Here is a 23,453-nt window from a genome sequence, read left to right as displayed (position 1 = left end):
GCGCGGTCAGCACAGTTGCGCCGGCAGCAAATGGCGAATGCCTGCCCGGCACGGGCGTGCCGTCACCTTGTGAAACGGATCAACAGCCTTCAGGGTTTCGCCGTCTCCAGGGTGAACTCCGGCCCGATCTTGAACACCCCGCTGACCCGCGCGCAGGGCACGCCATCGGCGCGCACCAGGCCCTGTGCAAACACCAATGAACGGGTGGCGCGCAGCAGCTCGGCTTCGCCCTCCACCCAACAGCCAAGCGGCGCCGGGGCCAGGTAGTCGATCTGCAGGCTGATGGTGGGCAAAAAGCGCATGCCCACCGTGCTGTCCTTGCGGTGCACCGAGAGCGGCAGCAGCATGTCGCAAAAGCTCGCCATCATGCCGCCGTGCAGGTTGTTCATGGGGTTGACGTGGCGGCGCTCCACCCGAAAGCCGAACTTCACCACGTCGCCCTGGTGCAGCAAATAGAGCGGCCCGTTGCTGTCCATGAACGGGCCGCCCGCCTCGATGGGGCTGAACCCCACCGGAATCTGTACTTCAGCGCTCACCAGGCCTCCCTCTCGATGTCTTTCTGAAAATCGGCCGGCGCCTGCGCAATGGCCCCGCGCATCGGCTCGCCAGAGAGCCGGCGAAAGTCTTCGGTCATCTGCTCTGGCGCTGAAGGCTGGCCTGTCATTCGGAAAGTGTCGGTGAAGGCGCTTGTCAGCGGCTGTCCCCGAGGTGCCATCGCCCTGCCCAAGCGGCCTCCACGAAGCTCAAGCGGGAGCAAAGCGGCTGCGCAGGTAGGCCATGATTTTTTCGGAATCGTAGAGCCAGCGGCTGGAACCCGCAGCGTCGGTGATCTTGAGGCAAGGCACCTTGGTCTGGCCGCCGCCCTGGAGCAGCTCGGTTCGGGCCGGGCCGGCGTGCTGCGCATCCACCTTGGTGATGTCAAGCGACAAGCGCCGCATCTCCTGGCGGGTCTTGATACAGAAAGGACAGGTCTTGTACTGGTAGAGCGCCAGCCTACGGCACGCGGCATCCACCGACGCCTGCTCGGCGCTTGTGCGCACGACGCCTTGCGGCCGCGTGAGCGCTTCCTTGAGCAGCATGACGGGGCCCAGCAAGACGCGCAAGGTTCTAAAAAAATAACGGACAACAGATTTCATCGTGGGATTTCAGTGGATGGCCGGTACCCTGGACGGGCAGCGGCAGGACAGGGAAGCCATCGGGACTGGGGCAGCCGCAGCGCCCCCAGGCAATGGCGATCAGGACCGCTGGCGCAACGCCTCGTACAGACAGACACCGCTTGCCACCGAAACGTTCAAACTCTCTACCACGCCGCGCATGGGAATGCTCACCAGCTCGTCGCACGTCTTGCGCGTGAGCTGGCGCATGCCTTCGCCCTCGGCGCCGAGCACCAGCGCCACCGGGCCTTTGAGGTCCGCCTGGTAGAGCGTGCGCGGCGCATCGTCGCTGGTGCCAATGATCCAGATGTTGCGCTCCTTGAGCTCGCCCAGCGTGCGCGCCAGGTTGGTGACCATGAAGTACGGCATGGTCTCGGCGGCGCCGCTGGCCACCTTGGCCACCGTGGCGTTGATGCCGGCGGCGTGGTCCTTGGGGGCGATCACCGCGTGGGCGCCGGCGCCATCGGCCACGCGCAGGCAGGCTCCCAGGTTGTGCGGGTCGGTCACGCCGTCGAGCACCAGCAGCAAGGGGTTGACCGTGCCCTTGGCCTCCAGGTCTTCGAGCAGTTCGTCGAGCGATGTGATCTGCGCCAGAGGCTGCACGCGCGCGGCCACGCCCTGGTGGCCGTGGCTGCCGGCCAGCTTGGCGATACGCAGGCTGTCGGCTTCGATCAGGCGGGCCCCCGCCTCGCGCGCCCGGTCGAGAAACTGGCGCATGCGGGCATCGCGCCGCGTGGCCTCGTAATAAATTTCGACGATGGATTGCGGCGCCGTCTTGAGGCGCACACCGACGGCGTGAAAGCCGAAGAGAACTTTGGGGCTGGACATGGGGAGATTATCCGGGCGGCGGATAAACTACATTTTTCATAGCTGCAAGCGCTTACCCCATAAGCGCTAGAGGCCAAAAAGACTTTAAGTTTTTACCACTGCTCCGGCTTCAATGGTGATGCTGGTGTCACAGCGCTCGGCAATGCCGCGGTCGTGGGTGACCAGCACCAGCGTCGTCCCCTGCTCGCGGTTGAGGCGGAACATCAGTTCCATGATGGTCTCGCCGGTGGCGAAGTCGAGGCTGCCGGTGGGCTCATCGGCCAGCAGCACCGAGGGCTGCACGACAAAGGCGCGCGCCAGCGCCACCCGCTGCTGTTCGCCGCCCGAGAGCACCTTGGGATAGTGGTTCAACCGCTGCGCCAGGCCCACGTGCGCCAGCATCTCCTGCGCCGCACGGCGGGCACCCGGCCGGTTGGCCAGTTCCAGCGGCAGCATGACATTCTCCAGCGCTGTGAGGTTGGCCATGAGCTGGAAGCTCTGGAACACGAAGCCCACCTGCCGGGCGCGCAGCGCGGCGCGCTCGTCTTCGTCCAGGGCAAACAGATCCTGCCCGGCCAGGCGCACCGTTCCGCTGGTGGGCGTATCGAGCCCGGCGATGAGGGACAGCAGTGTGCTCTTGCCCGAGCCCGAGGCCCCGACGATGGCCACGGTGGCACGCGGTGCCACGGTGAAATCGATGTCGCGCAGGATCTGCAGCGTGCCGGTGGAGTCGGTCACCGACTTGCACAGCTTCTCCACGGCAATAATGGGTGTGGAGAGTGCGGAGGGTTCAGACATGAAAGGCCCCGGGTTTTGAATTGCAGCATGCATCGACGCGACTTTATCTCGGCTGCGCTCGCAAGCGCCGCTGCGGGGCTTTGGCTGCCCGCACACGCCGCAGCCGGCGTTCAGGCACGCACTGTGCTGGTGGTGGGCGATTCGCTCAGCGCCGAATACGGCATTGCCCGAGGCAGCGGCTGGGTCGCACTGCTGGAAGCGCGCCTGGCGAAGGGGAAAACCCCCTGGAAAGTGGTGAACGCCAGCATCAGCGGCGACACCACGGCAGGCGGGCGCTCGCGCATGGCCGCACTGCTGCGCCAGCACCAACCGACAGTCGTAGTGATTGAACTCGGAGGGAACGACGCTTTGCGCGGCCTGCCGCTACAGAGCACCGCGGACAACCTGCGCGCCATGGTGCAAGCCGCCAAGGCGAGCGGAGCCCGCGTGCTGTTGCTGGGCATGCAGGTACCGCCGAACTATGGGCAAAGCTATGCGCGCAAGTTCGCTGACGTGTTCGTGGACGTTTCGCGCGAGCAGCAGACGGCGCTGGTGCCGTTCCTGCTCAAGGGCATTGCCGACGGGCCCGATGCCAGCAGCCAGTTCCAGGCCGACCGCATCCACCCGCGCGCAGAGGCGCACCCCCGCATGCTGGAGAACGTCTGGCCAACGCTGGAGCCACTGCTGCGTTAGGAAGCTGTGGGGTTCTGGTTGTCGGCTGGCGCTGGCGCATCTCCATGGGAGTACGGCGCATCTGCGCCACCCTGCCGCGCTCCCGTGGCCTTAGCACGCAATTTGTCTTCCTTTTTCTTCTTTTTTGCAAGCTCGCGCTGGCGCTTCTCGTATCCGTAGTTGGGTGTTGCCAATGTGTGTGCCTCTTAAATGAACGGCCACTGTAACAGGCGGCCTGCATGACCTTACTTTCACGCCGGGGTAGGCAGCCGCGCAACGGCTGCGCGGTAGGCGTGCCAGCTGGCGTGGCCGAGCAGCGGCCCCACCAGAACAAGGCCTGCGCCCCAAGCCATCAGGGAGAGCACCACCAGCGCGGTGATCAAAAAGCCCCACCACAGCATGATGCCGGGGTTTTCCACGACCACACGGATACTGGTGATGGCAGCGTTGAGCGCGTCAATGTCCCGATCCAGAACCATGGGGATAGACACCACGCTGGTAGCAAACACCAGAGCAGCGAATGCCCCACCCACCGCGGTGTACACAGCGACAAACGTCCAGTTCTGTGGATTGAAAACGGCCTGCACGACACCCGTGGTCGAGGGCATGCCGGTATTGAAAAATACAGCAAACACCACCAGCGAAGCGCGCCCCCACAGCAGTTCCAGCACGATCAGCACCAACACCAGCATGCCCATGCTGCCCAGATGCCGGTCCCAGCAGGTCAGCGAATGCGACAGGCCGACCGCAAGACCCGCCTCGCGCCGGCGGCTGGTGTCGTACAGGCCCATCGCCATGAACGGCCCCACCAACAGGCAGCCGCTGGCAAGCGACATGGCGTACTCCGGCCGCGTGCGAAACACCCAGCCCAGCAGCAGCGCCATGAGCCAGAAGCAGATGCCGTAGAACGCTGCAATGCCAGGCGCCGCCCACAGGTCGCGGCCAGCGGCACGCAGCCAGCGCAACGGATCGGAAAAATGCAAGGGCTGGAGGACGACAACAGGCGCCGCGACTTCGGACGGCGCGGCAGGCAAAGGAGCAGGAGGCATCAGGCGGGGGGGTCGAAACCCACGAGGCCAAGCGCCTGCGGATTCAAAACCACAAATTAAGTAGGGAATTTGCATCCTCCTGCAAAACCGGCGCCAAGGCATCGTGGAAAACACTGCCCCTTGCCACTCCCCTCTGCCCACTCCCTCCTGCTACCACCCCCCGCAAGAGCCAGTCTGGCTAGCGGTCCAGCGTCTGCAGCGCCTGCGCGAGGTCGGCGCGCAAGTCGGCCACATCTTCCAGCCCCACGGAAAAGCGCACCACCGTTCCCGCAGCAAGGTGCGCTGGCGCACGCTTGCGCATGCTCGCGATGTCGTAGGGCACCACCAGGCTGATCGGGCCGCCCCAGCTGTACCCCAGCTTGAACAAGCGCAAGGCATCGCAAAACATATCCACCTGCGCCTGGCTGTAGCGCGCATCCAGCACCACACTGAAAATACCCGCCGCAGCGCCCTCGCCAGCATGGGCAGCACCGCACAGCGATTGCCAATGGGCATGGCCGGGCGAACCTGCCAATGCGGGGTGGAGCACCTGCACGATCGCCGGCTGTTCTGCCAGCCACCGCGCCAACGTGCGCGCCGCCTTGTCGTGCGCCCGGTAACGCAGGCCCATGCTGGGGAGTGCTCGCAAAATGGTTTCCACGTCGTTGGCGCCCACCCCCAGGCCCAGGTGCATGTGCGCCAATTTGAGCCTGAGATGCACAGCCGGCTCGCGCGTCACGATGCTGCCCATGAGCACGTCGCCACCGCCGCTGGGGTATTTGGTCAATGCGTGCGCGCTGACATCCACCGCCAGAGTGCCGCTGGCATCCCGCAGCAAATCGAAAGGCGAAAACGCCAGGCCCGCACCCCAGGTGTTGTCGAGCGCCGTCAGCACGCCACGCTCCCGGCACAGGCGCACCAGGCCCACGAGATCAGGAAACTCCAGCGTGACCGAGCCCGGCGCTTCCAGCCAGACCAGCCGTGTGGTCGGCCCGATGCGCTGCGCCAAGTCGGCCAAATCCATGGGGTCGTACACCGCGTGGCGCACGCCAAACTGGGCCAGCAAGGACTCGGTCAGCGCGCGATTGGGGCCGTAGGCGTTGTCGGGCAACAGGACCTCGTCCCCTGTGCGCAGCAGCGCGAGCGACACCGTGCTGATCGCCGCCAATCCGCTCGGAACGAGCAGGCACTGCGCACCACCCTCCAAGGCGCACAAGCGCTCTTCGAGAAGAAAGGTGGTGGGCGTGCCATGCAGCCCGTAGGTGTAGCCGCTCTTGTCCTTCCATTCGCGCGCGCGCATGGCGGCGACGTTCGGAAAAATGACGGTGGAGGCTTTGTGCACCGCCGGCTGCGGCGCCACAAAGCCGCCGGGCGGCTGGTAGGCGTGGTGAATGAGCCGGGTGTCGAGCGCCGATTCTGGTGTGTCGGGGGAGGCGGTAGGGTTCATGCGCGCATCCTAGCGCGCACTGCATGGCAGCGCCGCTCAGCTTTTGCCAACCACCAATTCGTTGTCAACCGATTTGACGCCTTCGACACTCTGGGCCAAGGTGCTCGCCCGATCCTTGGCGGCCTGGCTGGGCGCCGGACCGCTCAAGCGAACCGCGCCGCCCTTGGTGTCCACGTCGATCTTGATGGCGCTCAGTTCCGAATCCTTGGCCAGTTCGGCGGAAACTTTCGCCGTAATAGAGGCGTCCTCGGCCAAGGCGCCTGCCGAGTGAGCGGCATCTTTCATCGCGTCACCGGCCTGGTTGGCAGCACTTTCAACCTTGCTGGCGCCTTGCTCCAGCTTGTTTTCGGTGGCTTTGAGCGCCTGGTCTGCCTTGGCCTTGGCGTCCTCGGAGGCTTGATCGGCCTTTTGCACGGCTGAGTCGAGCTTCTGCCCCACGGTAGGGGACTCTTGCGCCTTGTCGCATGCCGCCAGCCCGAAAGAGAATGCGGTGACAGCAATGATGGCGGAAAGACGTGCCAGCGCGCTGGAAGAGGGAGTATTTTTCGTCATGGGGATGTCCTCAATGCCTACAGATGCTGCGTACTGTAGGCACGCTGGCGACACGGCCGCGTCAGCGACGGCCCAATGCGCTGTAGGACCAGGCCGCAGCAAGGCCTTCCAGTGGCGCGCTTTCGCTGCACCGCCGGCTGGCGCAAAGAAGCGGCCCTTGCAGCAGATCGCCCACGTTACACTTCGGACCAGCCCCTTCCCTATCTTCCGTGTCCGATACTGCGCCCCCCTCCCTCGTTGACCTGCGCGCATTGCGTTTGGATACGGCCTTGGCGTTGATCGGGCAAGGTACTGACCAGCCAGCGCCTCTGCCGCATGCTGCCGCGAGCCCGACCGCTTACCTTCAGACGGTGGTCGACTCCTTGTGCGAGCTCTCCTTGCGCGACCCTCTCTCCGGCCTGGCCAACCGCCGCCACTTCCACGCCGCACTCGAGCGCGAGGTGGACCGCGTGGCCCGCTCCGGGGAAGCGGCCTTGCTGATGATGCTCGACATCGACCATTTCAAGCGCGTCAACGACACCTATGGCCATGTGGCGGGCGACCGGGTATTGCAAGTGGTCGCGCGCACATTGGCCAGTTGCGTCCGCCCGATGGACACCTTGGCGCGCTACGGCGGCGAGGAATTTGCCATTGTGCTGCCCGCCTGCCAGGCGGAATTTGGCCGTGCCGTCGCCGAACGCATTCGCCGGGTCGTGGCGGCCACACCCATCAAACTGGGCCCCAACACGACTTTGCATGTCACGCTGAGCATTGGCGGCGCCTTTGCGCTGCAATGGATACGCTCCACCACCGGCCTGTGGACGAATCGGGCAGATTCTCAGCTCTACCGCGCCAAATCCGAAGGCCGCAACCGCGTCTGCATTGAAGAACAACCCAGCAGTACCGTCAGCGCAGAAGAAAAAAACCTGCTGTTCGCGCCGCTCTACACTCCTTCGGGATGGGGCGAGTTGCCCCCGATGAACTCCAGCGACAGCGCCTACTGAAATGACAGACACCCCCCTGAGCGGCCTCGCCACTTCAACCTTCTCCCGCATCGCTGCGCGCGGCGGGAAGGGTGGCGCCGCCGGTGCAGCAGGGCGGCCCGTGCGCGGCGGCCCTGGGCCAGGTTGCAGCAGATTGCCATGCTCCTGCAAGCGCACGCCACAATCGATCACTGAAAGCTCACGATGAGCGAAGCGCCATCCTCCCCTTCGTCTGCCGCAGGCCCGGCGCCCGGCGCCAACAGCACGCCGGGTGCGCGCATCATTGCGATCACCAGCGGCAAGGGCGGCGTTGGCAAGACCTTTGTCTCCGCCAATCTGGCGGCGGCGCTCACCCGCCGCGGCCAGCGCGTGCTGGTACTCGATGCCGACCTGGGCCTGGCGAACCTTGACGTGGTGCTCAACCTGTACCCCAAGATCACGCTGCACGACGTGTTCACCGGCAAAGCCAACCTGGACGACGCCGTCATCACCGCCCCCGGCGGCTTCTCGGTGCTGCTGGCGGGCTCCGGCATGGTCGAGTATTCGCGCCTCACCCCCGAGGTGCGCAACCAGTTTCTGAGCGTCATCCAGACGCTCGCGCCGCGCTACGACGTGATCCTGCTCGACACCGGCGCCGGCATTTCCGACGTGGTGCTGTTTTCCGTGTCGCTGGCATCCGAAGTGCTGATCGTGGCCACGCCTGAGCCGACCTCCCTCACCGACGCCTACGCTGCCATCAAGGTGCTGGCGATGCAGCAAAAGCGCCAGCATGTGCGCCTCATCGTCAACCAGGCGGCCCGCCCCGGCGATGGCCGTGCCATTGCCAGCCAGTTGCAGCAGGTGCTGGACCGCTTCGTCACCACCGAATCGGGCAAGCCCATGCGGCTGATGCACCTGAGCGACATTCCGGTGGACCCCAGTGTGCGCGAGGCCGTCATGCGGCGCCAGTTGCTGTTGCTGCAAATGCCGGGCTGCCCCGCGGCGCTGGCCATCTCGCAACTGGCAGGCAAGGTCGAAGAAGCGCTGCTGCACCGCGCGCCATAGTGCGCTTCTGTGCGCCGAACCTACACCACGCACAGGCTCTACGCAAGCATTGCATTCAGCGCCTCTGCGCTGCGTTAGAGTGGCTTTACCCCATACCGCACCAAGGAACCGCATGCGCACCCAATCTACTTCCGCATCTCGCCCCAAACGCAGCGCCCACCCAACAGCACCGGCAACAGCTCCGCGCCATTTTGCAATCGTGGGTGCCGGGATGGCAGGCGTGGTCTGCGCTCGCACGCTGGTGCAAGCTGGCCACGAGGTGTCGCTGTTTGAAAAAGCGGCCCGTCCCGGCGGACGCATGGCCAGCTTGCAAACACCGTTTGGCAGTTTTGATGCCGGCGCGCAATACTTTACCGTGCGTGATGCGCGGTTCGAAGAGGTGTTGGCCACCGTACCCCAGGTATGCCGCCCCTGGGGCGCCAACGCCATCCGGGTGCTCGACGCCGCAGGCCGCGTGGCGGCAGCCAGTCTGCCGGTGTCAGAGCCGCACTGGGTAGCCTGCCCCGGTATGGAAGACCTGGTGACCGCCTGGGCGCAGCCACTGGTGCAGGCCGGACGTCTGCACACCGAGCAACGCGTCAACAGCATCGAGCACGACCGCGTACAGGCGCGCGGCTGGCAAGTGCGCACCAGCACGAGCGACGGTGGAGCGCAGGTGTTCGCTGGTTTTGACGCCGTGCTGCTGGCCCAGCCAGCCGAGCACGCCGCCGCCTTGCTGCGCGCCAGCAACCTCGATGCCGGCCTGGCCGCCGCGGTGGCCGACGTGCGCACCGCCCCTTGCTGGACTTTGATGCTCGCCTACCCCCAGGCCGTGCGCCCGGGGCTCACCACGCTGGGGCCGCAATGGAGCGCCGCGCGCAGCACCCACCACCGCGTGGCCTGGCTGGCGCGCGAATCGTCCAAGCCACGCCGCAGCGAAGTCGAACGCTGGACGGTGCAGGCCAGCCCCGAATGGTCGCGCGAGCACCTGCACGACGATGAGCAGCGCGTCAAAGGCAAGCTGCTCAAGGCGTTTGCCGAAATCACCGGCATCCACGCCGAACCCGACTACGCCCACGCCGTGTGCTGGGAACAGGCGCAAACACTGGAGCCGCTCGGTTGCAGCCATGTCTGGAACGCCGCCGAAGCGCTGGGCATGTGCGGCGACTGGTGCCTAGGCCACCGCGTGGAAGACGCGTTTATCTCCGGGCTGGAGCTGGCGCTTGCCGTGGCGTAAAAGAGCGCCGACGAAGTCTGCACGCACGCATCGATCACGAAAACCATTGCCATCTCTGAGCATGGTCGCCTACGTGGGCCGCTTTGCCCCATCCCCCACCGGCGTGCTGCACGCAGGTTCCCTGGTGGCGGCGCTGGCCAGCTGGCTTGATGCGCGCGCGGCTGGCGGCCGCTGGCTGGTGCGCATCGAAGACGTGGACACCCCCCGCTGTAGCCCACAAGCGGGTGAGACCCTGTTGCGCCAGCTCGCCGACCTCGGCCTGCAGGCCGACGAGGCGCCGCTGTGGCAGTCGCAGCACACCGCCGCCTACCAACAAGCGCTCGACGCACTGGTGCGCTCGGGCCTGGCCTACCCTTGCGCTTGTTCGCGCGCCGACATTGCTGCGGCGCACGCGGCGGCGGGTCGCATCCCGACGCGCCACCACCCCCTGCCCTACCCCGGTACATGCCGCATCGGCCTGCAGGGCCGTGCACCGCGCGCCTGGCGCTTTGCCTGTGAAAAATATTGGTCAAAATGGCAGTTAACGCAATGTGGAAAAGCGCGAATAGCTAGTTTTTCAATAGCAAACAACCTGCTGACCTGGATCGACCGCCGCCTGGGCATGCAAACGCAGAACGTACCCACCGAGGTGGGCGACTTCGTCCTCCAGCGCGCCGACGGCCTGTGGGCCTACCAGCTGGCCGTGGTGGTGGACGACGCCGCCCAGGGCATCACCCATGTGGTGCGCGGCGAAGACCTGGCCGACAACACGCCGCGCCAGATGCTGCTGCAGGCGGCGCTCGGCCTCCCCACCCCGCGCTATCTGCACACGCCGCTGGTGCGCGGTGCCGACGGCGAGAAACTCTCCAAGCAACATGGCGCGCCACCGCTGGACACCTCTGCACCGCTGAATGCGCTGCAACGCGCAGCGGAAACCTTGGACTTGCCCCCTGTTCCAACGCAAACCCGCGTCGCGGATGCACTGGCACACTGGGTGATGGCTTGGCGCGCTCTCTACAATCCCACCCCGTGACACCACACGTTCCAGATACTGCAATCGTCGGCGCTCCGCCTGGCGTTGCCTATCCCAAAACCATCAAGAGCTTTGTGCGCCGTGCTGGCCGCACCACAGCGGCGCAGGCGCGGGCCTTTGAGAGCCTGGGCCCGCAACTGCTGGTGCCCTACCAGGAATCAACGCTGGAGCCGGCCGCCGTGTTTGGGCGCAGTGCCCCGCTCATCTTGGAGATCGGCTTTGGCATGGGCGAAGCCACGGCCCACATTGCCAGCGTGCGGCCGCAAGACAATTTCCTCTGCTGCGAAGTGCACGAGGCCGGTGTGGGGGCCCTGCTCAAGCGCATTGCCGAGCAGGGGCAGACCAATATCCGCATCGTCCAGCACGACGCCGTCGAGGTGCTGGAGCACATGGTCGCGCCCGGCAGCCTGGCCGGCGTGCACATTTTCTTTCCCGACCCCTGGCACAAGAAAAAGCACCACAAACGCCGCCTCATCCAGACCGCTTTGGTGGCGCGGCTGGCCTCGCGTCTGGCGCCTGGCGGCTATTTGCACTGCGCCACCGACTGGCAGCCTTATGCCGAGCAAATGCTGCAAGTGCTCTCTGCCGAGCCGCTGCTGACCAACACCGCACCAGGCTACGCGCCGCAACCGGCCTATCGGCCGCTCACCAAGTTCGAGAACCGCGGCCTGAAATTGGGGCATGGGGTGTGGGATTTGGTATTTTTGCGCCACGCCTGACGCAAAGGAGCTCTTGCCTTGACCATGTCCCCGATCCTGCAAAACCTGGTGGAAATGACCGGGCACCGCGACCACTTGCGGCTCGAAGTTTCGGTGCTGTCCACGCTGCAAGAGTTGGCTGGAATTCTGGACGTGCGCGCGCTGGAGGTGTTTTCCTGCAATGACGCACTGCACGTGCGCCCGCGCACCTGGCTGGAGAACGGGCGCTGGTTGTCGGCCACCATGGACGCTGCACACGACCCGCACCGGGTGCCACTCAGTGAACTGCCCGAGCTGCAAGAGTGCATTGCCCGGCATGAGGGCAGCGCGCAATCGACCCTGGGCAAGGGGCGCCACCGGCTGTGGCTACCGATCTGGATGCAAGACAAGGTTACAGGTTGCCTCGAAATTACCCAGTCGCGCCCGTTCTCGGCACAAAAGCTCCATGTCATTACCGGGATTCTTCAGGTCTACCAAAATTACCAGAGCCTGCTCGACTACAGCGAGCGCGACGCGCTGACCGGCTTGCTCAACCGCAAGACTTTTGATGAGCAGTTTGCCCGGCAAGCCGGTAGTGCGCCGTCCGAGACGCGGCCCCATCTGCGCCCCGATGGCACCATGGACCCCCGCGCGAGTCCAACGGCAGGCACCCAGCATTGGCTGGCGGTGGTGGACATCGATCACTTCAAATTGGTCAACGACCGCTTTGGCCACTTGTACGGCGACGAGGTGCTGATCCTGGTGGCCAACATTCTGCGCAACTCTTTTCGCAGCCACGACCGCATCTTCCGCTTCGGTGGCGAAGAGTTCGTGGTGCTGCTGCGCTCGACCACGCTGGAGACAGCGCACCGCGTCTTCAATCGCTTTCGCACCTCGGTGGAGTCGTACCCGTTCCCCCAGGTAGGCCGGATCACGGTGAGCCTGGGCTTCGTTTCCACCGACACCGGTGCCCCCGTGGAAATATTGGGCAAGGCCGACCAGGCGCTGTACTACGCCAAGGAAAATGGCCGCAACCGCGTGTGCTACTACGACGACCTGATCAGCGGCGGCCAACTGACGGCCAAGGTGAGCAACGAAGACGTCGAGCTTTTCTAAGCTGATTTTTAGGGTTTTTGGCCCTCAGCGCTTATCCATGCTGCGTCAAGCGCTATATTTTAAATAGCGCCTTCCAACACCGCCCGCAGCCGGCGGCCAAGCCGGCGGCCAAGCCGGCGGCCAAGCCGGCGGCCAAGCCGGCGCCACGCCGTTTTACAGGCGCGCCTCGACCCAGCCCGCCACCGATGCCAGCGCAGCAGGCACGCCCGCCGCATCTGTACCGCCCGCCATGGCCATGTCGGGCTTGCCGCCGCCTTTGCCGCCGACTTGGCTGGCGACAAAGTTCACCAGCTCGCCGGCTTTGACGCGGCCCATCGCGTCCGGCGTCACGCCAGCGGCGATCTGCACCTTGCCGCCCTCGACGGCTGCGAGCACGATGGCGGCCGTCTTCAGCTTGTCCTTGAGCTTGTCCATGGTGTCGCGCAGCGTCTTGGCGTCGGCGCCGGGCAGCACGGCCGCCAGCACCTTGAGGCCCTTGACCTCCACCGCCTGGCCGAGCAATTCGTCGCCCTGGCTGGAAGCGAGCTTGCCCTTGAGCGCGGCGACTTCCTTTTCCAGCGCGCGCGCATGCTCCAGCGCTTGGCCAATGCGGCCGGTGAGTTCGGCCACGGGCGACTTCAGCACGCCGGCGGCCTGGTTCACGGTGTCTTCCAGGCTTTGCAGGTAGGCCAGCGCGTTGCTGCCCGTCACCGCCTCGATGCGGCGCACGCCAGCGGCGACACCGCTCTCGCCCACCACCTTGAACAGGCCGATGTCGCCGGTGCGCTGCACGTGGGTGCCGCCGCACAGTTCGCGGCTGCTGCCGATGTCGAGCACACGCACCGTTTCGCCGTATTTTTCGCCAAACAGCATGGTGGCGCCGGTCTTCTGCGCCGATTCAATGTCCATCACCCGCGCCTGCGTCGCCTGGTTGGCCAGAATTTCCTGGTTCACGCGCTGCTCGATGTCGCGGATCTGCGCGGGCGTCACAGGCGCGTTGTGCGCAAAGTCGAAGCGCGTGCGCTCGGCGTTGACCAGGCTGCCCTTTTGCTGCACATGGCCGCCCAGCACTTCGCGCAGCGCCTTGTGCATGAGGTGGGTGACCGAGTGGTTGCGCATGGTGGCGGCGCGCACTTGCGCGTTCACCTGCGCATCGACGCTGTCGCCGACGTTCAGGCTGCCTTCGGCGAGCGTGCCGTGGTGGCCAAAAACGTCGGCGCGGATCTTCTGCGTATCGTCCACCGCAAAGCGGGCCGAGCCGCTGGTGAGCACGCCCTGGTCGCCCACCTGGCCGCCGCTCTCGGCATAGAAGGGCGTGCTGCTGAGCACCACCACGCCGTTTTGACCTGTTTTCAGGGCTGCAGCGCTTGTCCCATCTACGTAGATAGCTACGATTTTTGCAGTTTCCGAAAGCTGCTCATAGCCGGTGAACTGGTTCAGCTCACCGGCATAGTCGAGCGCCTTGTCCATCTTGAACTTGCCGGCGGCGCGGGCCTGGGCTTTTTGGCGGTCCATGGCGGCGTGAAAGCCGGCCTCGTCCACCGTGAGGCCGCGCTCGCGGCACACGTCGGCCGAGAGGTCGAGCGGAAAGCCATAGGTGTCGTGCAGCTTGAAGGCCACGTCGCCCGGCAATTGCCGCACCCCGCCTTGCAAGGCCGCATCCAGGATGTCCATGCCCGTGGCCAGCGTTTCAAAGAAGCGCTCTTCCTCGGCCTTGAGCACCTCGGTGATGCGAGCCTCCTGCTCGCGCAGCTTGGGGTAGGCATCGCCCATCAGAATTACCAGGTCGGCCACCAGCTTGTGGAAGAACGGCGTCTTCTTGCCCAGCTTGTATCCGTGGCGGATGGCGCGGCGGACGATGCGCCGCTGCACGTAGCCGCGCCCTTCGCTGCCGGGAATGACGCCGTCGGCCACCAGGAAGGCCGTGGCGCGGATGTGGTCGGCTATCACCTTGAGCGAGGGGTTGGCGAGGTCGCCGCAACCCGTCTCGCGCGCGGCAGCCTTGATGAGGGCGTCGAACAGGTCGATTTCGTAGTTGCTGTGCACATGCTGCAAGATGGCGGCCAGGCGCTCCAGGCCCATGCCGGTGTCCACACAAGGCGCGGGCAGCGGCGTGACCGAGCCGTCTTCGGCCATGTCGAACTGCATGAACACGTTGTTCCAGATTTCGATGAATCGGTCGCCGTCTTCGTCCGGGCTGCCCGGAGGGCCACCGGGGATGTGGTCGCCGTGGTCGTAGAAGATTTCGCTGCACGGGCCGCAGGGGCCGGTGTCGGCCATCATCCAGAAGTTGTCGGACTTGTAGCGCCCGCCCTTGTTGTCGCCAATGCGGATGACGCGCTCGGGCGGCAGGCCGATCTCCTTGGTCCAGATGTCGTAGGCCTCGTCGTCCTCCTGGTACACCGTGGCCAGCAGGCGCTCGGGCGGCAGCTTGTAGACCTCGGTCAGCAGCTCCCAGGCCCATTTCAGCGATTCCCGCTTGAAGTAGTCGCCAAAGCTCCAGTTGCCGAGCATCTCGAAGAAAGTGTGGTGGCGCGCGGTGTAGCCCACGTTCTCCAGGTCGTTGTGCTTGCCGCCAGCGCGCAGGCAGGCCTGGACCGATACCGCCCGTTTGTAGGGCCGGCTGTCGGTGCCCAGGAACACATCCTTGAACTGCACCATGCCCGAATTGGTGAACATCAGCGTCGGGTCGTTGCCGGGCACCAGCGAGCTGGAAGGCACGATGGTGTGGCCCTTGGACACAAAAAAATCCAAAAAGCTCTTGCGAATGTCGGCAACGGAAGCGGGGCGTGTCATGGGGTGGTTCTCGGCGGAAGGATCAAGGGGGCGACGCGCGCTGCGCGCAGGCGAGACAACCCGTAATTTTAAAGCGATGCCAGGCGATGCCGACTTTTCGGTCTGTCACGGTGGGCAACGGCACACACGGCCACCATCCAGGGAGAACCCTTGTATGCATTTTGATATCTTTCTAATATATTAGATGCATACGTGATTTCCTCCTGCGCACGCAAGCGCCGTTTTTCCTCCCCCAAATTCTTCAGTCCCGGAGTCCTCATGAGCAATCCCCGCTGGCAAGGCATCTTCCCCGCCGTCACCACCAAGTTCCACGCCGACGAGAGCATTGATGCGCAAGGCACGGCCCGCCACATCGATTTCCAGATCCGCAACGGCATCCATGGCCTCGTCACCTGCGGCTCGCTGGGCGAGTTCAGCACGCTGACGCTGGAAGAAAAGCTCGAAGTCACGCGCATTGCCATAGAAACTTCCAAGGGCCGTATCCCCGTGCTGGCCAATGTGTCGGAAACCTCCACCCGCGAAGCTCTGCGTTTTGTCCAGGGCGCCAATGCTCTGGGTGTAGACGGTTACATGGTCATGCCCTCGGTCATCTACGTGGCCGATGCGCGCGAAGCCATCGCCAACGTCCGCGCCATCGCCGAGGCGGCGAAGAAGCCCGTCATGGTCTACAACAACCCCATCGCTTACCGCGTCGACCTCAAACCCGAGCACTTCGCCGAGCTGGCCGATTGCGAATGGGTCGTTGCCATCAAGGAAAGCTGTGGCGACATTCGCCGCATCACCGACCTGCGTCTGGCGCTGGGCGACCGCTTCCAGCTGTTCCTGGGCGTGGACGACCTGGCGTTTGAAGGTCTGGCGCTGGGCTGTGACGGCTTGCTGGCAGGCGTGGGCTGCACTTTCCCCCGTGAAACCGTGGCCTTGTACGACCTGATGAAGGCCGGCCAGTACGGCGAAGCCCTCAAGCTCTACCAGTGGATGACACCGCTGTTGCACCTGGACGTATCCGCCAAGCTGGTGCAAAACCTCAAGCTGATTGACCTTCTGGCGGGCACGGGCACTGAGCACATGCGCCTTCCCCGCATGCCCCTGGTGGGCGAGGAGCGTGCATCCATCGAACGCATCGTGAAAAGAGCGCTGGAGACGCGCCCGGCCAAGTACCAGTCCATCGCCTGAAGCTCGGCGGGGTGATCAGCGCTTCACCAGTAAAAGCATTTCTAATGAAAGCTCTAAAAATGAATGTTGACCGAATACTGTCTGTATCCTGAAAGATTCTCAACGAAAGGATTTCCGATGAAATTTGCCATTTCCAGTACCGCGGTCCTCGTCGCCCTCGCCTTCGCCGGTCCGGCCCAAGCGCAGACCCAGGTCGTCACCATCGGCCACAGCGGTCCGCTCTCTGGCGCCAACGCCTTTGCTGGCAAGGACAACGAGAACGGCGTGCGCATGGCGGTGGAAGAACTCAACGCCAAGAAGATCAAGGTCGGCGGCAAGACCCTTGAGTTCAAACTCGACTCCGAAGACGACCAGTGCGACGCACGCTCGGGCGTCAGCGTGGCACAGAAGTTCGTCGACGATGGCGTGAAATTCGTCATGGGCCCCTACTGCTCCGGCGTGGCCATTCCGGCATCGCGTGTCTACAGCCAGGGCGGCACCATGGTGTCCACCGTGGGCACCAACCCCAAGGTGACCGACAACGGCTACAAGAACCTGTTCCGCATCATCGCCAGCGACACGCAGATCGGCTCGAACATGGCCACCTACGCCGCCAACGTGATGAAGGTGAAGAACGTCGCCGTCATCGACGACCGCACGGCCTTTGGCCAGGGCGTTGCCGACGAATTCTCCAAGGAAGCCAAGAAGCTGGGCCTCAACATCGTCGGCCAGGAATTCACCACCGACAAGTCGACCGACTTCCTCGCCATCCTGACCAACCTGAAGGCCAAGCAGCCCGAAGCCATCTTCTTCGGTGGCTACGCTCCGCAGGCAGCCCCCATGGCACGCCAGATGAAGCAGTTGGGCATGAAAGCCAAGCTGCTCGGCGGCGACACGCTGTGCAGCCCCGAAGTGGGCAAGCTCGGCGGCGATGCCGTGAACGACACCGTGTTCTGCGCCCAGGGCGGCACCATGCTGGACAAAATCGACGCTGGCGCAGCCTTCAAGGCCAAGTACAAGGCGCACTTCAAGCGCGATCCTGATGCCTACGCCGCCTCGTACTACGACCAGACCATGCTGATCGGCAACGCCATGGAAAAGGCCGATTCGATTGATCCCCAAAAGGTCGGTGCATACATGTATGCCAACAGCTACAAGGGCGTTGCGGGAACCTACGCGTACGATGCCAAGGGCAATCTGAAGCAGGCCCCCATCACCGTCAGCACCTTCCGCAACGCAGTGCCCGTGCCGCTCGCCAGCTATTGAATACTGCAGGTTAAAAATACTGCAGGTAAACGGTCGTCTCCAACCCCCGTGCTCCACGGGGTTTCATGGCCTGCACGATCTGCAGGCCATTTTTTTGGATTGTTTCCATGCAACGCATCAAGATCATCGACTCCCATACCGGCGGCGAACCCACGCGGCTGGTGGTGGACGGCTTCCCCGACCTGGGGAATGGCAGCATGGCCGAGCGCCGCGCTCTGCTGGCGGCGCAGCACGACCAGTGGCGCACCGCCACCGTGTTGGAGCCTCGTGGCAATGACGTGATCGTGGGCGCCCTGCTGTGCCCGCCCGTGGATGCGCGCAATGCCGCCGGCGTGGTGTTCTTCAACAACAGCGGCTACTTGGGCATGTGCGGGCACGGCACCATTGGCCTCGTGGCGTCGCTGGCTTATCTGGGCCGCATCCAGCCGGGTGTGCACGGCATCGAGACACCCGTGGGCACGGTGCAGACCACGCTGCACGACGACGGCTCGGTCAGCGTGCGCAACGTGCCGGCCCGCCGCCTGCACCACCATATGACATTGCAAGTGCCGGGCTATGGCCCGGTGACCGGCGACGTGGCCTGGGGCGGCAACTGGTTCTTCCTGGTCACGGCGCACCAGCAGCGCGTGGAGAGCAACAACCTCGCCGCGCTTACCACCTTTGCCCTCGCCGTACAAAAGGCGCTGGAGGTGCAAGGTGTGCGCGGCAGCGACGGTGGCCTGATTGACCACATCGAGCTGTTCGCCGACGACGCAGAGGCCGACAGCCGCAACTTCGTGCTCTGCCCCGGCGGCGCCTACGACCGCTCACCCTGTGGCACCGGCACCAGCGCCAAGCTTGCCTGCCTGGCCGCTGACGGCAAGCTGCAGCCCGGCCAGGTGTGGCGCCAGGCCAGCATCATCGGCAGCCAGTTCGAAGCCAGCTATGCCATGGAGGGCGACCAGCTCATCCCCACGCTGCGCGGCCGCGCCTTCATGAGCGCCGAGGCCACGCTGCTGATCGAGCGGGACGACCCGTTTGGCTGGGGCATTCAGCTCTAAAGCCCGCATGACCACTTACGACGTGATCGTCATCGGCGCCGGCATGGTCGGCGCGGCCTGCGCCCATGCCCTGGCCAATGCGGGCCAGCGCGTGCTGGTGCTCGACGCGCGCCTGGGCGGCGCCACCAACGCCGGCATGGGCCACCTGGTGGTGATGGACGACAACCCGGCCGAACTGGCGCTCAGCCAGGCCTCGCTCGCCCAGTGGCACACCTGGGCGCCGCGCATGGCGGCCGAGGCGCCAAGCACTGCTTTCACACAATGCGGCACCCTGTGGGTCGCGGCCGATGCAGAGGAAATGCAAGAGGCCGAACACAAGCGCGCACGCCTGCAGGCCCATAGCATTGCCTGCGAACTGCTCAGTGCCCGCGAATTGGCCGCGCTGGAGCCCGTGCTGCGCCCCGGCCTGCACGGCGCGCTGCGCGTGGGCGGCGACAGCATGGTCTACGCGCCCAACGCTGCCGAATGGCTGCTGGGCCATGCCTCGATCCCTATCCAGGTCGAAAATCTGCGCGCCAGCCGCATTGAAGGCCGTCGCGTGCACTGCGCGGGCGGCAGCATCAGGGAAGGCGGTGCCGTGCTGCTGGCAGCCGGCATCCACGCCACGCAGTTTTGCCCCGAGCTGCCCATACGCCCCAAGAAAGGGCACCTGGCGATTACCGACCGGGGCAGCGCCACCGTGCGCCACCAGCTCGTCGAGCTGGGTTACGTCAAGAACGCCCACCAGACCGAGGGCACCTCCGTCGCCTTCAACCTGCAGCCCCGCCCCACGGGCCAGTGGCTGCTGGGATCATCGCGCCAGTTCGACACGCTGGAGCCGGCCGTCGACAACGCCGTGCTGGCACGCATGCTGCGGCGCGCTATCGAGTATGTGCCGTCGCTGGCCGAGCGCAACGCGATCCGCACCTGGACGGGTTTTCGCGCCGCCACGCCGGACGGCTTGCCCATCATCGGCCGGCACCCAGAGCGCGAGCACCTGTGGCTGGCGGTAGGACACGAAGGCCTGGGCGTGACCACGGCCCCCGCCACGGCCAGTTTGATGGCATCGAGCATGCTGGGCATGGCGGCGCCCATAGACCCGGCGCCCTACGCAGCCACCCGGTTTGTGCAGGAGTGCGCCGCATGAAAAACACCGCAGCGATGGTCGAAGTGCAGGTGGGTGCGGCGCGTGTGCTTGTGCGCGTGCCCGCAGGCAGCAGCGTGGCCGCCGCCCTCGCGCAGCAACCACCGGGCTGCACGCGCCTGTCCGTCAGCGGTCAATGGCGTGCGCCGCTGTGTGGCATGGGCGTGTGCCACGAATGCCGCGTGCTCATCAACGGCCGCGAGCGCCTGGCGTGCCAGACGGTCTGCGAGGACGGCATGCACATCACCACCAGCTCCTCACAACCCGCAGGTGCCGCATGACCATGACAACACCCACACGCTGCGACCTGCTCATCGTTGGCGCTGGCCCGGCCGGCATGGCGGCGGCGCTGGCGGCGGCGCCGAGCGGCATGCGCATCGCCGTCGTGGACGACAACCCCGCACCCGGCGGGCAGATCTGGCGCGATGGCCCGGACGTGCAACTGCCGCCGCTGGCACGCCAGCACCGCCAGGCTTTGGCGCGCCACACCAACATCGAGATCCTGAGCGGCACCCGCGTGGTGGGCCTGGGCGACCGCGCAAGCGCGGGCGACGCAGCGTCCTTGATTCTGGAGAGCGCCACGCGCGGCTGGACCCATCACGCCAGCCGCCTGATCCTGTGCACCGGCGCGCGCGAACTGCTGCTGCCCTTCCCCGGCTGGACGCTGCCCGGCGTCACCGGCGCGGGCGGCCTGCAAGCGCTCATCAAGGCAGGGCTGAATGTGCGCGGCCAGCGCATCGTCGTTGCAGGCACCGGCCCGCTGCTGCTGGCGGCAGCGAGCACGGCGCGCAAGGCCGGCGCGCAGGTGCTGCGCGTGGCCGAAATGACGTCCTGGGCTGCCCTCTGCGTCTTCGCTGCGCAACTGGTTCGCTGGCCTGCCAAGGCCTGGCAGGCACCCACGCTGCTGCACCCCGGCCTGCGCGCCAACGCCCATGTACTGGAAGCACTGGGAAGCACCCAGGTGGAAGCCGTGCGCCTGCAGCGCGGCAACACCGTGGAGCAGTTGGCGTGCGAGCGCATTGCCTGCGGCTTTGGCCTGGTGCCCAACACGCATCTGGGGCAAATGCTGGGCTGTGCCCTGGGAGAACGTAGCGGCCTGCAGGTCGATGCACTGATGCAGACCACCGTGCCCGGCATCTACGCCGCTGGCGAGTGCACGGGCTTTGGCGGCAGCGAACGTGCGCTGGTGCAAGGCGCCATGGCGGGCCACGCCGCTGCGGGCGACTCCGAGGCTGCGCAAGCCCTGCAACGCCCGCTCGCGCACTGGAATGCGTTTGCCGATGCCCTGCACCGCCACTTTCCGCTACGCGCCGAGGCCCTCGCTGCCCTGCCCCGGCCCGACACGTTCGTCTGCCGCTGCGAAGACGTGGCACACGGCGCGCTGCAAGCACGCAGCAGTTGGATCGACGCCAAGCTGCACACGCGCTGCGGCATGGGCGCCTGCCAAGGCCGCATTTGCGGCGCGGCCGCGCAGGTGCTGTACGGCTGGGCGCCGCAGCCCGCGCGGCACCTGCTTTCCCCCGCACGCATCGCCACGCTGGCCGACGCCGGCAGCGAACCCACTCACGAAAGTGTTCCTCGGATATGACCTCTGCGTCCGCCGATTTCCCCGCCATGGTGCAGGTTCCCGAAGCGGAACTGACAAGCATCGTCCAGCGCGCCCTGGCCCGCATGGGCCTGAGTGATGCCCATGTCCAAGCCATCGCCAAGGTCATCGTGGCCGGCCAGCGCGACGCCTGCCAGTCGCACGGGGTGTACCGCCTGATCACCTGTGCCGATGCTGTGCGCGCGGGCAAGGTACGGCTCGATGCAGAGCCCACCGTGCGCGCTACCGGCAGCCCCATCGTCCAGGTGGATGCGCAGTTCGGCTTTTCACCGCTCGCCTTCGAGCGCGGCCTGCCGGCGTTGGTCGAGGCCACGCGCCGCCACGGCCTGGGCGCCCTCGTCATTCGCCATTGCTTTCACTTCTCGGCCCTGTGGCCCGAGATCGAAGCCATTACCGCGCACGGCCTCGCGGCCCTGGCCCTCACGCCCAGCCATGCCTGGGTGGCGCCCGCGGGCGGTAGCCAACCGCTTTTTGGCACCAACCCCATCGCCTTCGGTTGGCCCCGCCCCGGCCCCAATCCCTACGTATTCGACTTTGCCACCAGCGCCATCGCACGCGGCGACCTGGAACTGCATCGCCGGGCTGGCCAGCCGCTGCCCGAAGGCTGCGGCGTGGATGCCGACGGCGAGCCCAGCACCGACCCTGTCGCCGTGGCGCGCGGGGCGATGCTCGCCTTTGGCGGGCACAAGGGATCGGCGCTGTCCACCATGGTGGAGCTGATGGCGGGCGCCCTGATTGGCGACTGGACCAGCCGCGAGTCGCTCACGTTTGACGACGGCGCCGGCGTGGCGCCGTGCCACGGGGAACTGGTGCTGGCCTTCGATCCCGCCGCCTTTGCCGACGGGGATCAGGCGACGCAAACGGCGCGCGCGGAACAGCTGCTGGATTCCATCACCGCGCAGGGCGCGCGCCTGCCTTCGCAGCGGCGCTTTGCCGCCCGGGAGGCCAGTGCACGCCAGGGCATAGCAGTCCCGGTTGAGCTGTGGCATGACATCATGGCCTTGGCAGACCTACCATCCGACCAGGGAACACCACGATGAACATCGCCGACATGCCCACATCGATCCCAAGCGCCCTGCTGCCCAAACGGCGTGCCGCCGACGTGGCCTACGACACCATCGAAGCAATGATCTCCACGCTCGCGCTTCAACCCGGCAGCCCGGTGGTGGAAGCCGACATCACCGAACACACCGGCCTGGGCCGCACACCAGTGCGCGAGGCGCTCTTGCGCATGGTGTCTATCGGGCTGATCGTGCAGTTGCCACGCCGAGGGCTACAGGTATCCAACATCGACTTGGCCGACCATCTGGATGTGATCCAGACACGCCGCGCGCTCGAACGCCTGATCGCCTCCTGCGCAGCCCGCCGCGCCACCGCACCCCAGCGCGCTGCCATCCTGCGCTGCGGCGAGGCCATGGTGCAGGCTGCCGAGCGCGGCGACCTGGACGACTACATGCTGGCCGACCACCAGCTCGACATCGTCGTACACCAGGCCAGCCAGAACCATTCCGCCGTGAAGTGCGTGGCCCCGCTCATCGTGCAATGCCGCCGCTTCTGGTACGCCTACCAGCACGAGGGCGATGTGGCCGAAGGCGCGCGTGCCCACATGCACCTGGCACAAGGCATTGCCACCGGGAACGAAGCCCACGCCATGGACGGGGCCAACCAGTTGATGGACTACTTGGAACACTTTGCCCGGCGCATCATTGATCAATGACCGTACACCGCGTTTTCACGCCACAGAAAGCTATATTTTTGATAGCTATCAGCGCTTTCCAGTCAAGCGCTAGAACCAAAATTCATTCAGAACTTCTACCCTCTTGGCAAAGACCGCCTGCGTGACACCCGCCTGCGCTCTTTGTCTTTACCGTTTGCATTTTTCCCCGGAGTGAAACCCCCATGACCTCGCCCCTCGCCACCCTCAAAGACCCCAGCCTCCTCAAGACCGACGCCCTCATCAACGGAGAGTGGATCGCCGGCGCCAGCCGCTTCGCCGTCCATGACCCCGCCACCGGCGCCAAGCTCGT

Annotated in this window: 24 protein-coding genes; 15 read left to right on the top strand and 9 right to left on the bottom strand. The window is 65.6% G+C overall.

Annotation, left to right across the window (positions count from 1 at the left end):
* Positions 1-89: 89 nt before the first annotated feature.
* The 5 genes from D3F03_RS00115 to D3F03_RS00100 form a co-directional block, all read right to left on the bottom strand.
* A complete protein-coding gene (locus D3F03_RS00115; protein WP_245960442.1) occupies positions 90-536 on the bottom strand; it encodes a PaaI family thioesterase in 447 nt (148 codons plus the stop codon).
* Positions 533-664: a hypothetical protein gene (locus D3F03_RS17465; RefSeq protein ID WP_281271404.1), complete on the bottom strand. Its 132-nt coding sequence runs from the start codon at positions 662-664 to the stop codon at positions 533-535. The genes D3F03_RS00115 and D3F03_RS17465 overlap by 4 nt, the downstream gene beginning before the upstream one ends.
* 79 nt (positions 665-743) lie before the next feature.
* Positions 744-1,136, bottom strand: coding sequence for a glutaredoxin family protein (locus tag D3F03_RS00110; RefSeq protein ID WP_119107362.1), 393 nt, complete (start codon positions 1,134-1,136; stop codon positions 744-746).
* Between the two features lie 99 nt (positions 1,137-1,235).
* The gene (rlmB, locus tag D3F03_RS00105; RefSeq protein ID WP_119107361.1) at positions 1,236-1,982 is read right to left on the bottom strand and encodes a 23S rRNA (guanosine(2251)-2'-O)-methyltransferase RlmB; all 747 of its coding nucleotides are present in this window, start codon (positions 1,980-1,982) and stop codon (positions 1,236-1,238) included.
* An 84-nt stretch (positions 1,983-2,066) separates the two neighbouring features.
* Positions 2,067-2,759: an ABC transporter ATP-binding protein gene (locus D3F03_RS00100; protein WP_119107360.1), complete on the bottom strand. Its 693-nt coding sequence runs from the start codon at positions 2,757-2,759 to the stop codon at positions 2,067-2,069.
* A gap of 27 nt (positions 2,760-2,786) precedes the next feature.
* Here D3F03_RS00100 and D3F03_RS00095 point away from each other — a divergent pair, with 27 nt between their 5' ends.
* A complete protein-coding gene (locus tag D3F03_RS00095) occupies positions 2,787-3,431 on the top strand; it encodes an arylesterase (RefSeq protein ID WP_119107359.1) in 645 nt (214 codons plus the stop codon).
* Between the two features lie 230 nt (positions 3,432-3,661).
* Here D3F03_RS00095 and D3F03_RS00090 read toward each other — a convergent pair whose 3' ends face one another.
* The 3 genes from D3F03_RS00090 to D3F03_RS00080 form a co-directional block, all read right to left on the bottom strand.
* Positions 3,662-4,459 (bottom strand): DUF2189 domain-containing protein, encoded by a 798-nt coding sequence (locus tag D3F03_RS00090; protein ID WP_119107358.1) that lies wholly within the window; start codon positions 4,457-4,459, stop codon positions 3,662-3,664.
* A gap of 178 nt (positions 4,460-4,637) precedes the next feature.
* Positions 4,638-5,885: a PLP-dependent transferase gene (locus tag D3F03_RS00085; RefSeq protein WP_119107357.1), complete on the bottom strand. Its 1,248-nt coding sequence runs from the start codon at positions 5,883-5,885 to the stop codon at positions 4,638-4,640.
* 36 nt (positions 5,886-5,921) lie between these two features.
* Positions 5,922-6,437 (bottom strand): BON domain-containing protein, encoded by a 516-nt coding sequence (locus tag D3F03_RS00080; RefSeq protein WP_119107356.1) that lies wholly within the window; start codon positions 6,435-6,437, stop codon positions 5,922-5,924.
* A 209-nt stretch (positions 6,438-6,646) separates the two neighbouring features.
* On the opposite strand from D3F03_RS00080, the gene D3F03_RS00075 reads away from it, so the two are divergent.
* The 6 genes from D3F03_RS00075 to D3F03_RS00050 all read left to right on the top strand — a co-directional run bounded on the left by D3F03_RS00075 (position 6,647) and on the right by D3F03_RS00050 (position 12,464).
* Positions 6,647-7,420, top strand: coding sequence for a GGDEF domain-containing protein (locus tag D3F03_RS00075; RefSeq protein WP_119107355.1), 774 nt, complete (start codon positions 6,647-6,649; stop codon positions 7,418-7,420).
* Positions 7,421-7,603: 183 nt separating this feature from the next.
* Positions 7,604-8,443, top strand: coding sequence for a MinD/ParA family protein (locus D3F03_RS00070; RefSeq protein WP_119107354.1), 840 nt, complete (start codon positions 7,604-7,606; stop codon positions 8,441-8,443).
* A 112-nt stretch (positions 8,444-8,555) separates the two neighbouring features.
* On the top strand, positions 8,556-9,659 hold the full coding sequence (locus D3F03_RS00065) for an NAD(P)/FAD-dependent oxidoreductase (protein WP_245960441.1): 1,104 nt from the start codon (positions 8,556-8,558) through the stop codon (positions 9,657-9,659).
* A 61-nt stretch (positions 9,660-9,720) separates the two neighbouring features.
* On the top strand, positions 9,721-10,671 hold the full coding sequence (gene gluQRS / locus D3F03_RS00060) for a tRNA glutamyl-Q(34) synthetase GluQRS (protein ID WP_119107352.1): 951 nt from the start codon (positions 9,721-9,723) through the stop codon (positions 10,669-10,671).
* Positions 10,668-11,390, top strand: a complete 723-nt coding sequence (trmB, locus tag D3F03_RS00055; protein WP_245960440.1) for a tRNA (guanosine(46)-N7)-methyltransferase TrmB — start codon at positions 10,668-10,670, stop codon at positions 11,388-11,390. Before gluQRS ends, trmB begins: the two co-directional genes overlap by 4 nt.
* A gap of 24 nt (positions 11,391-11,414) precedes the next feature.
* Positions 11,415-12,464 (top strand): GGDEF domain-containing protein, encoded by a 1,050-nt coding sequence (locus D3F03_RS00050; protein ID WP_119108468.1) that lies wholly within the window; start codon positions 11,415-11,417, stop codon positions 12,462-12,464.
* Positions 12,465-12,617: 153 nt separating this feature from the next.
* On the opposite strand, the gene alaS is transcribed toward D3F03_RS00050, so the two are convergent.
* The gene (alaS, locus tag D3F03_RS00045; protein WP_119107351.1) at positions 12,618-15,239 is read right to left on the bottom strand and encodes an alanine--tRNA ligase; all 2,622 of its coding nucleotides are present in this window, start codon (positions 15,237-15,239) and stop codon (positions 12,618-12,620) included.
* Between the two features lie 258 nt (positions 15,240-15,497).
* On the opposite strand from alaS, the gene D3F03_RS00040 reads away from it, so the two are divergent.
* From D3F03_RS00040 to D3F03_RS00005, 8 genes are all read left to right on the top strand, one after another.
* Complete coding sequence (locus D3F03_RS00040) at positions 15,498-16,412, top strand: dihydrodipicolinate synthase family protein (RefSeq protein WP_119107350.1); 915 nt, start codon at positions 15,498-15,500, stop codon at positions 16,410-16,412.
* A 117-nt stretch (positions 16,413-16,529) separates the two neighbouring features.
* Complete coding sequence (locus D3F03_RS00035; RefSeq protein ID WP_119107349.1) at positions 16,530-17,657, top strand: branched-chain amino acid ABC transporter substrate-binding protein; 1,128 nt, start codon at positions 16,530-16,532, stop codon at positions 17,655-17,657.
* Between the two features lie 107 nt (positions 17,658-17,764).
* Entirely contained in the window at positions 17,765-18,697 is a 933-nt protein-coding gene (locus tag D3F03_RS00030; RefSeq protein WP_119107348.1) for a 4-hydroxyproline epimerase, read from the top strand.
* Between the two features lie 7 nt (positions 18,698-18,704).
* Entirely contained in the window at positions 18,705-19,823 is a 1,119-nt protein-coding gene (locus D3F03_RS00025) for an NAD(P)/FAD-dependent oxidoreductase (protein ID WP_119107347.1), read from the top strand.
* Positions 19,820-20,101 (top strand): 2Fe-2S iron-sulfur cluster-binding protein, encoded by a 282-nt coding sequence (locus tag D3F03_RS00020; protein WP_119107346.1) that lies wholly within the window; start codon positions 19,820-19,822, stop codon positions 20,099-20,101. Before D3F03_RS00025 ends, D3F03_RS00020 begins: the two co-directional genes overlap by 4 nt.
* On the top strand, positions 20,098-21,408 hold the full coding sequence (locus D3F03_RS00015) for an FAD-dependent oxidoreductase (protein WP_119107345.1): 1,311 nt from the start codon (positions 20,098-20,100) through the stop codon (positions 21,406-21,408). Before D3F03_RS00020 ends, D3F03_RS00015 begins: the two co-directional genes overlap by 4 nt.
* The gene (locus D3F03_RS00010; protein ID WP_119107344.1) at positions 21,405-22,466 is read left to right on the top strand and encodes an Ldh family oxidoreductase; all 1,062 of its coding nucleotides are present in this window, start codon (positions 21,405-21,407) and stop codon (positions 22,464-22,466) included. Before D3F03_RS00015 ends, D3F03_RS00010 begins: the two co-directional genes overlap by 4 nt.
* Positions 22,463-23,143 (top strand): GntR family transcriptional regulator, encoded by a 681-nt coding sequence (locus tag D3F03_RS00005; protein WP_245960439.1) that lies wholly within the window; start codon positions 22,463-22,465, stop codon positions 23,141-23,143. Before D3F03_RS00010 ends, D3F03_RS00005 begins: the two co-directional genes overlap by 4 nt.
* Positions 23,144-23,453: the final 310 nt, after the last annotated feature.

Source organism: Simplicispira hankyongi (genome assembly GCF_003570885.1).
GTDB classification, from domain to species: Bacteria; Pseudomonadota; Gammaproteobacteria; order Burkholderiales; family Burkholderiaceae_C; genus Simplicispira; species Simplicispira hankyongi.
Note: the sequence above shows the minus strand (reverse complement) of the source record. Positions and strands in the feature narration are given on the sequence as shown.

Bases quoted from the DNA above. Each gene is read 5' to 3' on its own strand.
- D3F03_RS17465 (WP_281271404.1), bottom strand. From the start codon at position 664: ATGACAGGCCAGCCTTCAGCGCCAGAGCAGATGACCGAAGACTTTCGC.
- D3F03_RS00110 (WP_119107362.1), bottom strand. From the start codon at position 1,136: ATGAAATCTGTTGTCCGTTATTTTTTTAGAACCTTGCGCGTCTTGCTG.
- rlmB (WP_119107361.1), bottom strand. From the start codon at position 1,982: ATGTCCAGCCCCAAAGTTCTCTTCGGCTTTCACGCCGTCGGTGTGCGC.
- D3F03_RS00100 (WP_119107360.1), bottom strand. From the start codon at position 2,759: ATGTCTGAACCCTCCGCACTCTCCACACCCATTATTGCCGTGGAGAAG.
- D3F03_RS00095 (WP_119107359.1), top strand. From the start codon at position 2,787: ATGCATCGACGCGACTTTATCTCGGCTGCGCTCGCAAGCGCCGCTGCG.
- D3F03_RS00090 (WP_119107358.1), bottom strand. From the start codon at position 4,459: ATGCCTCCTGCTCCTTTGCCTGCCGCGCCGTCCGAAGTCGCGGCGCCT.
- D3F03_RS00085 (WP_119107357.1), bottom strand. From the start codon at position 5,885: ATGAACCCTACCGCCTCCCCCGACACACCAGAATCGGCGCTCGACACC.
- D3F03_RS00080 (WP_119107356.1), bottom strand. From the start codon at position 6,437: ATGACGAAAAATACTCCCTCTTCCAGCGCGCTGGCACGTCTTTCCGCC.
- D3F03_RS00070 (WP_119107354.1), top strand. From the start codon at position 7,604: ATGAGCGAAGCGCCATCCTCCCCTTCGTCTGCCGCAGGCCCGGCGCCC.
- D3F03_RS00065 (WP_245960441.1), top strand. From the start codon at position 8,556: ATGCGCACCCAATCTACTTCCGCATCTCGCCCCAAACGCAGCGCCCAC.
- gluQRS (WP_119107352.1), top strand. From the start codon at position 9,721: ATGGTCGCCTACGTGGGCCGCTTTGCCCCATCCCCCACCGGCGTGCTG.
- D3F03_RS00050 (WP_119108468.1), top strand. From the start codon at position 11,415: ATGTCCCCGATCCTGCAAAACCTGGTGGAAATGACCGGGCACCGCGAC.
- alaS (WP_119107351.1), bottom strand. From the start codon at position 15,239: ATGACACGCCCCGCTTCCGTTGCCGACATTCGCAAGAGCTTTTTGGAT.
- D3F03_RS00040 (WP_119107350.1), top strand. From the start codon at position 15,498: ATGAGCAATCCCCGCTGGCAAGGCATCTTCCCCGCCGTCACCACCAAG.
- D3F03_RS00035 (WP_119107349.1), top strand. From the start codon at position 16,530: ATGAAATTTGCCATTTCCAGTACCGCGGTCCTCGTCGCCCTCGCCTTC.
- D3F03_RS00030 (WP_119107348.1), top strand. From the start codon at position 17,765: ATGCAACGCATCAAGATCATCGACTCCCATACCGGCGGCGAACCCACG.
- D3F03_RS00025 (WP_119107347.1), top strand. From the start codon at position 18,705: ATGACCACTTACGACGTGATCGTCATCGGCGCCGGCATGGTCGGCGCG.
- D3F03_RS00020 (WP_119107346.1), top strand. From the start codon at position 19,820: ATGAAAAACACCGCAGCGATGGTCGAAGTGCAGGTGGGTGCGGCGCGT.
- D3F03_RS00015 (WP_119107345.1), top strand. From the start codon at position 20,098: ATGACCATGACAACACCCACACGCTGCGACCTGCTCATCGTTGGCGCT.
- D3F03_RS00010 (WP_119107344.1), top strand. From the start codon at position 21,405: ATGACCTCTGCGTCCGCCGATTTCCCCGCCATGGTGCAGGTTCCCGAA.
- D3F03_RS00005 (WP_245960439.1), top strand. From the start codon at position 22,463: ATGAACATCGCCGACATGCCCACATCGATCCCAAGCGCCCTGCTGCCC.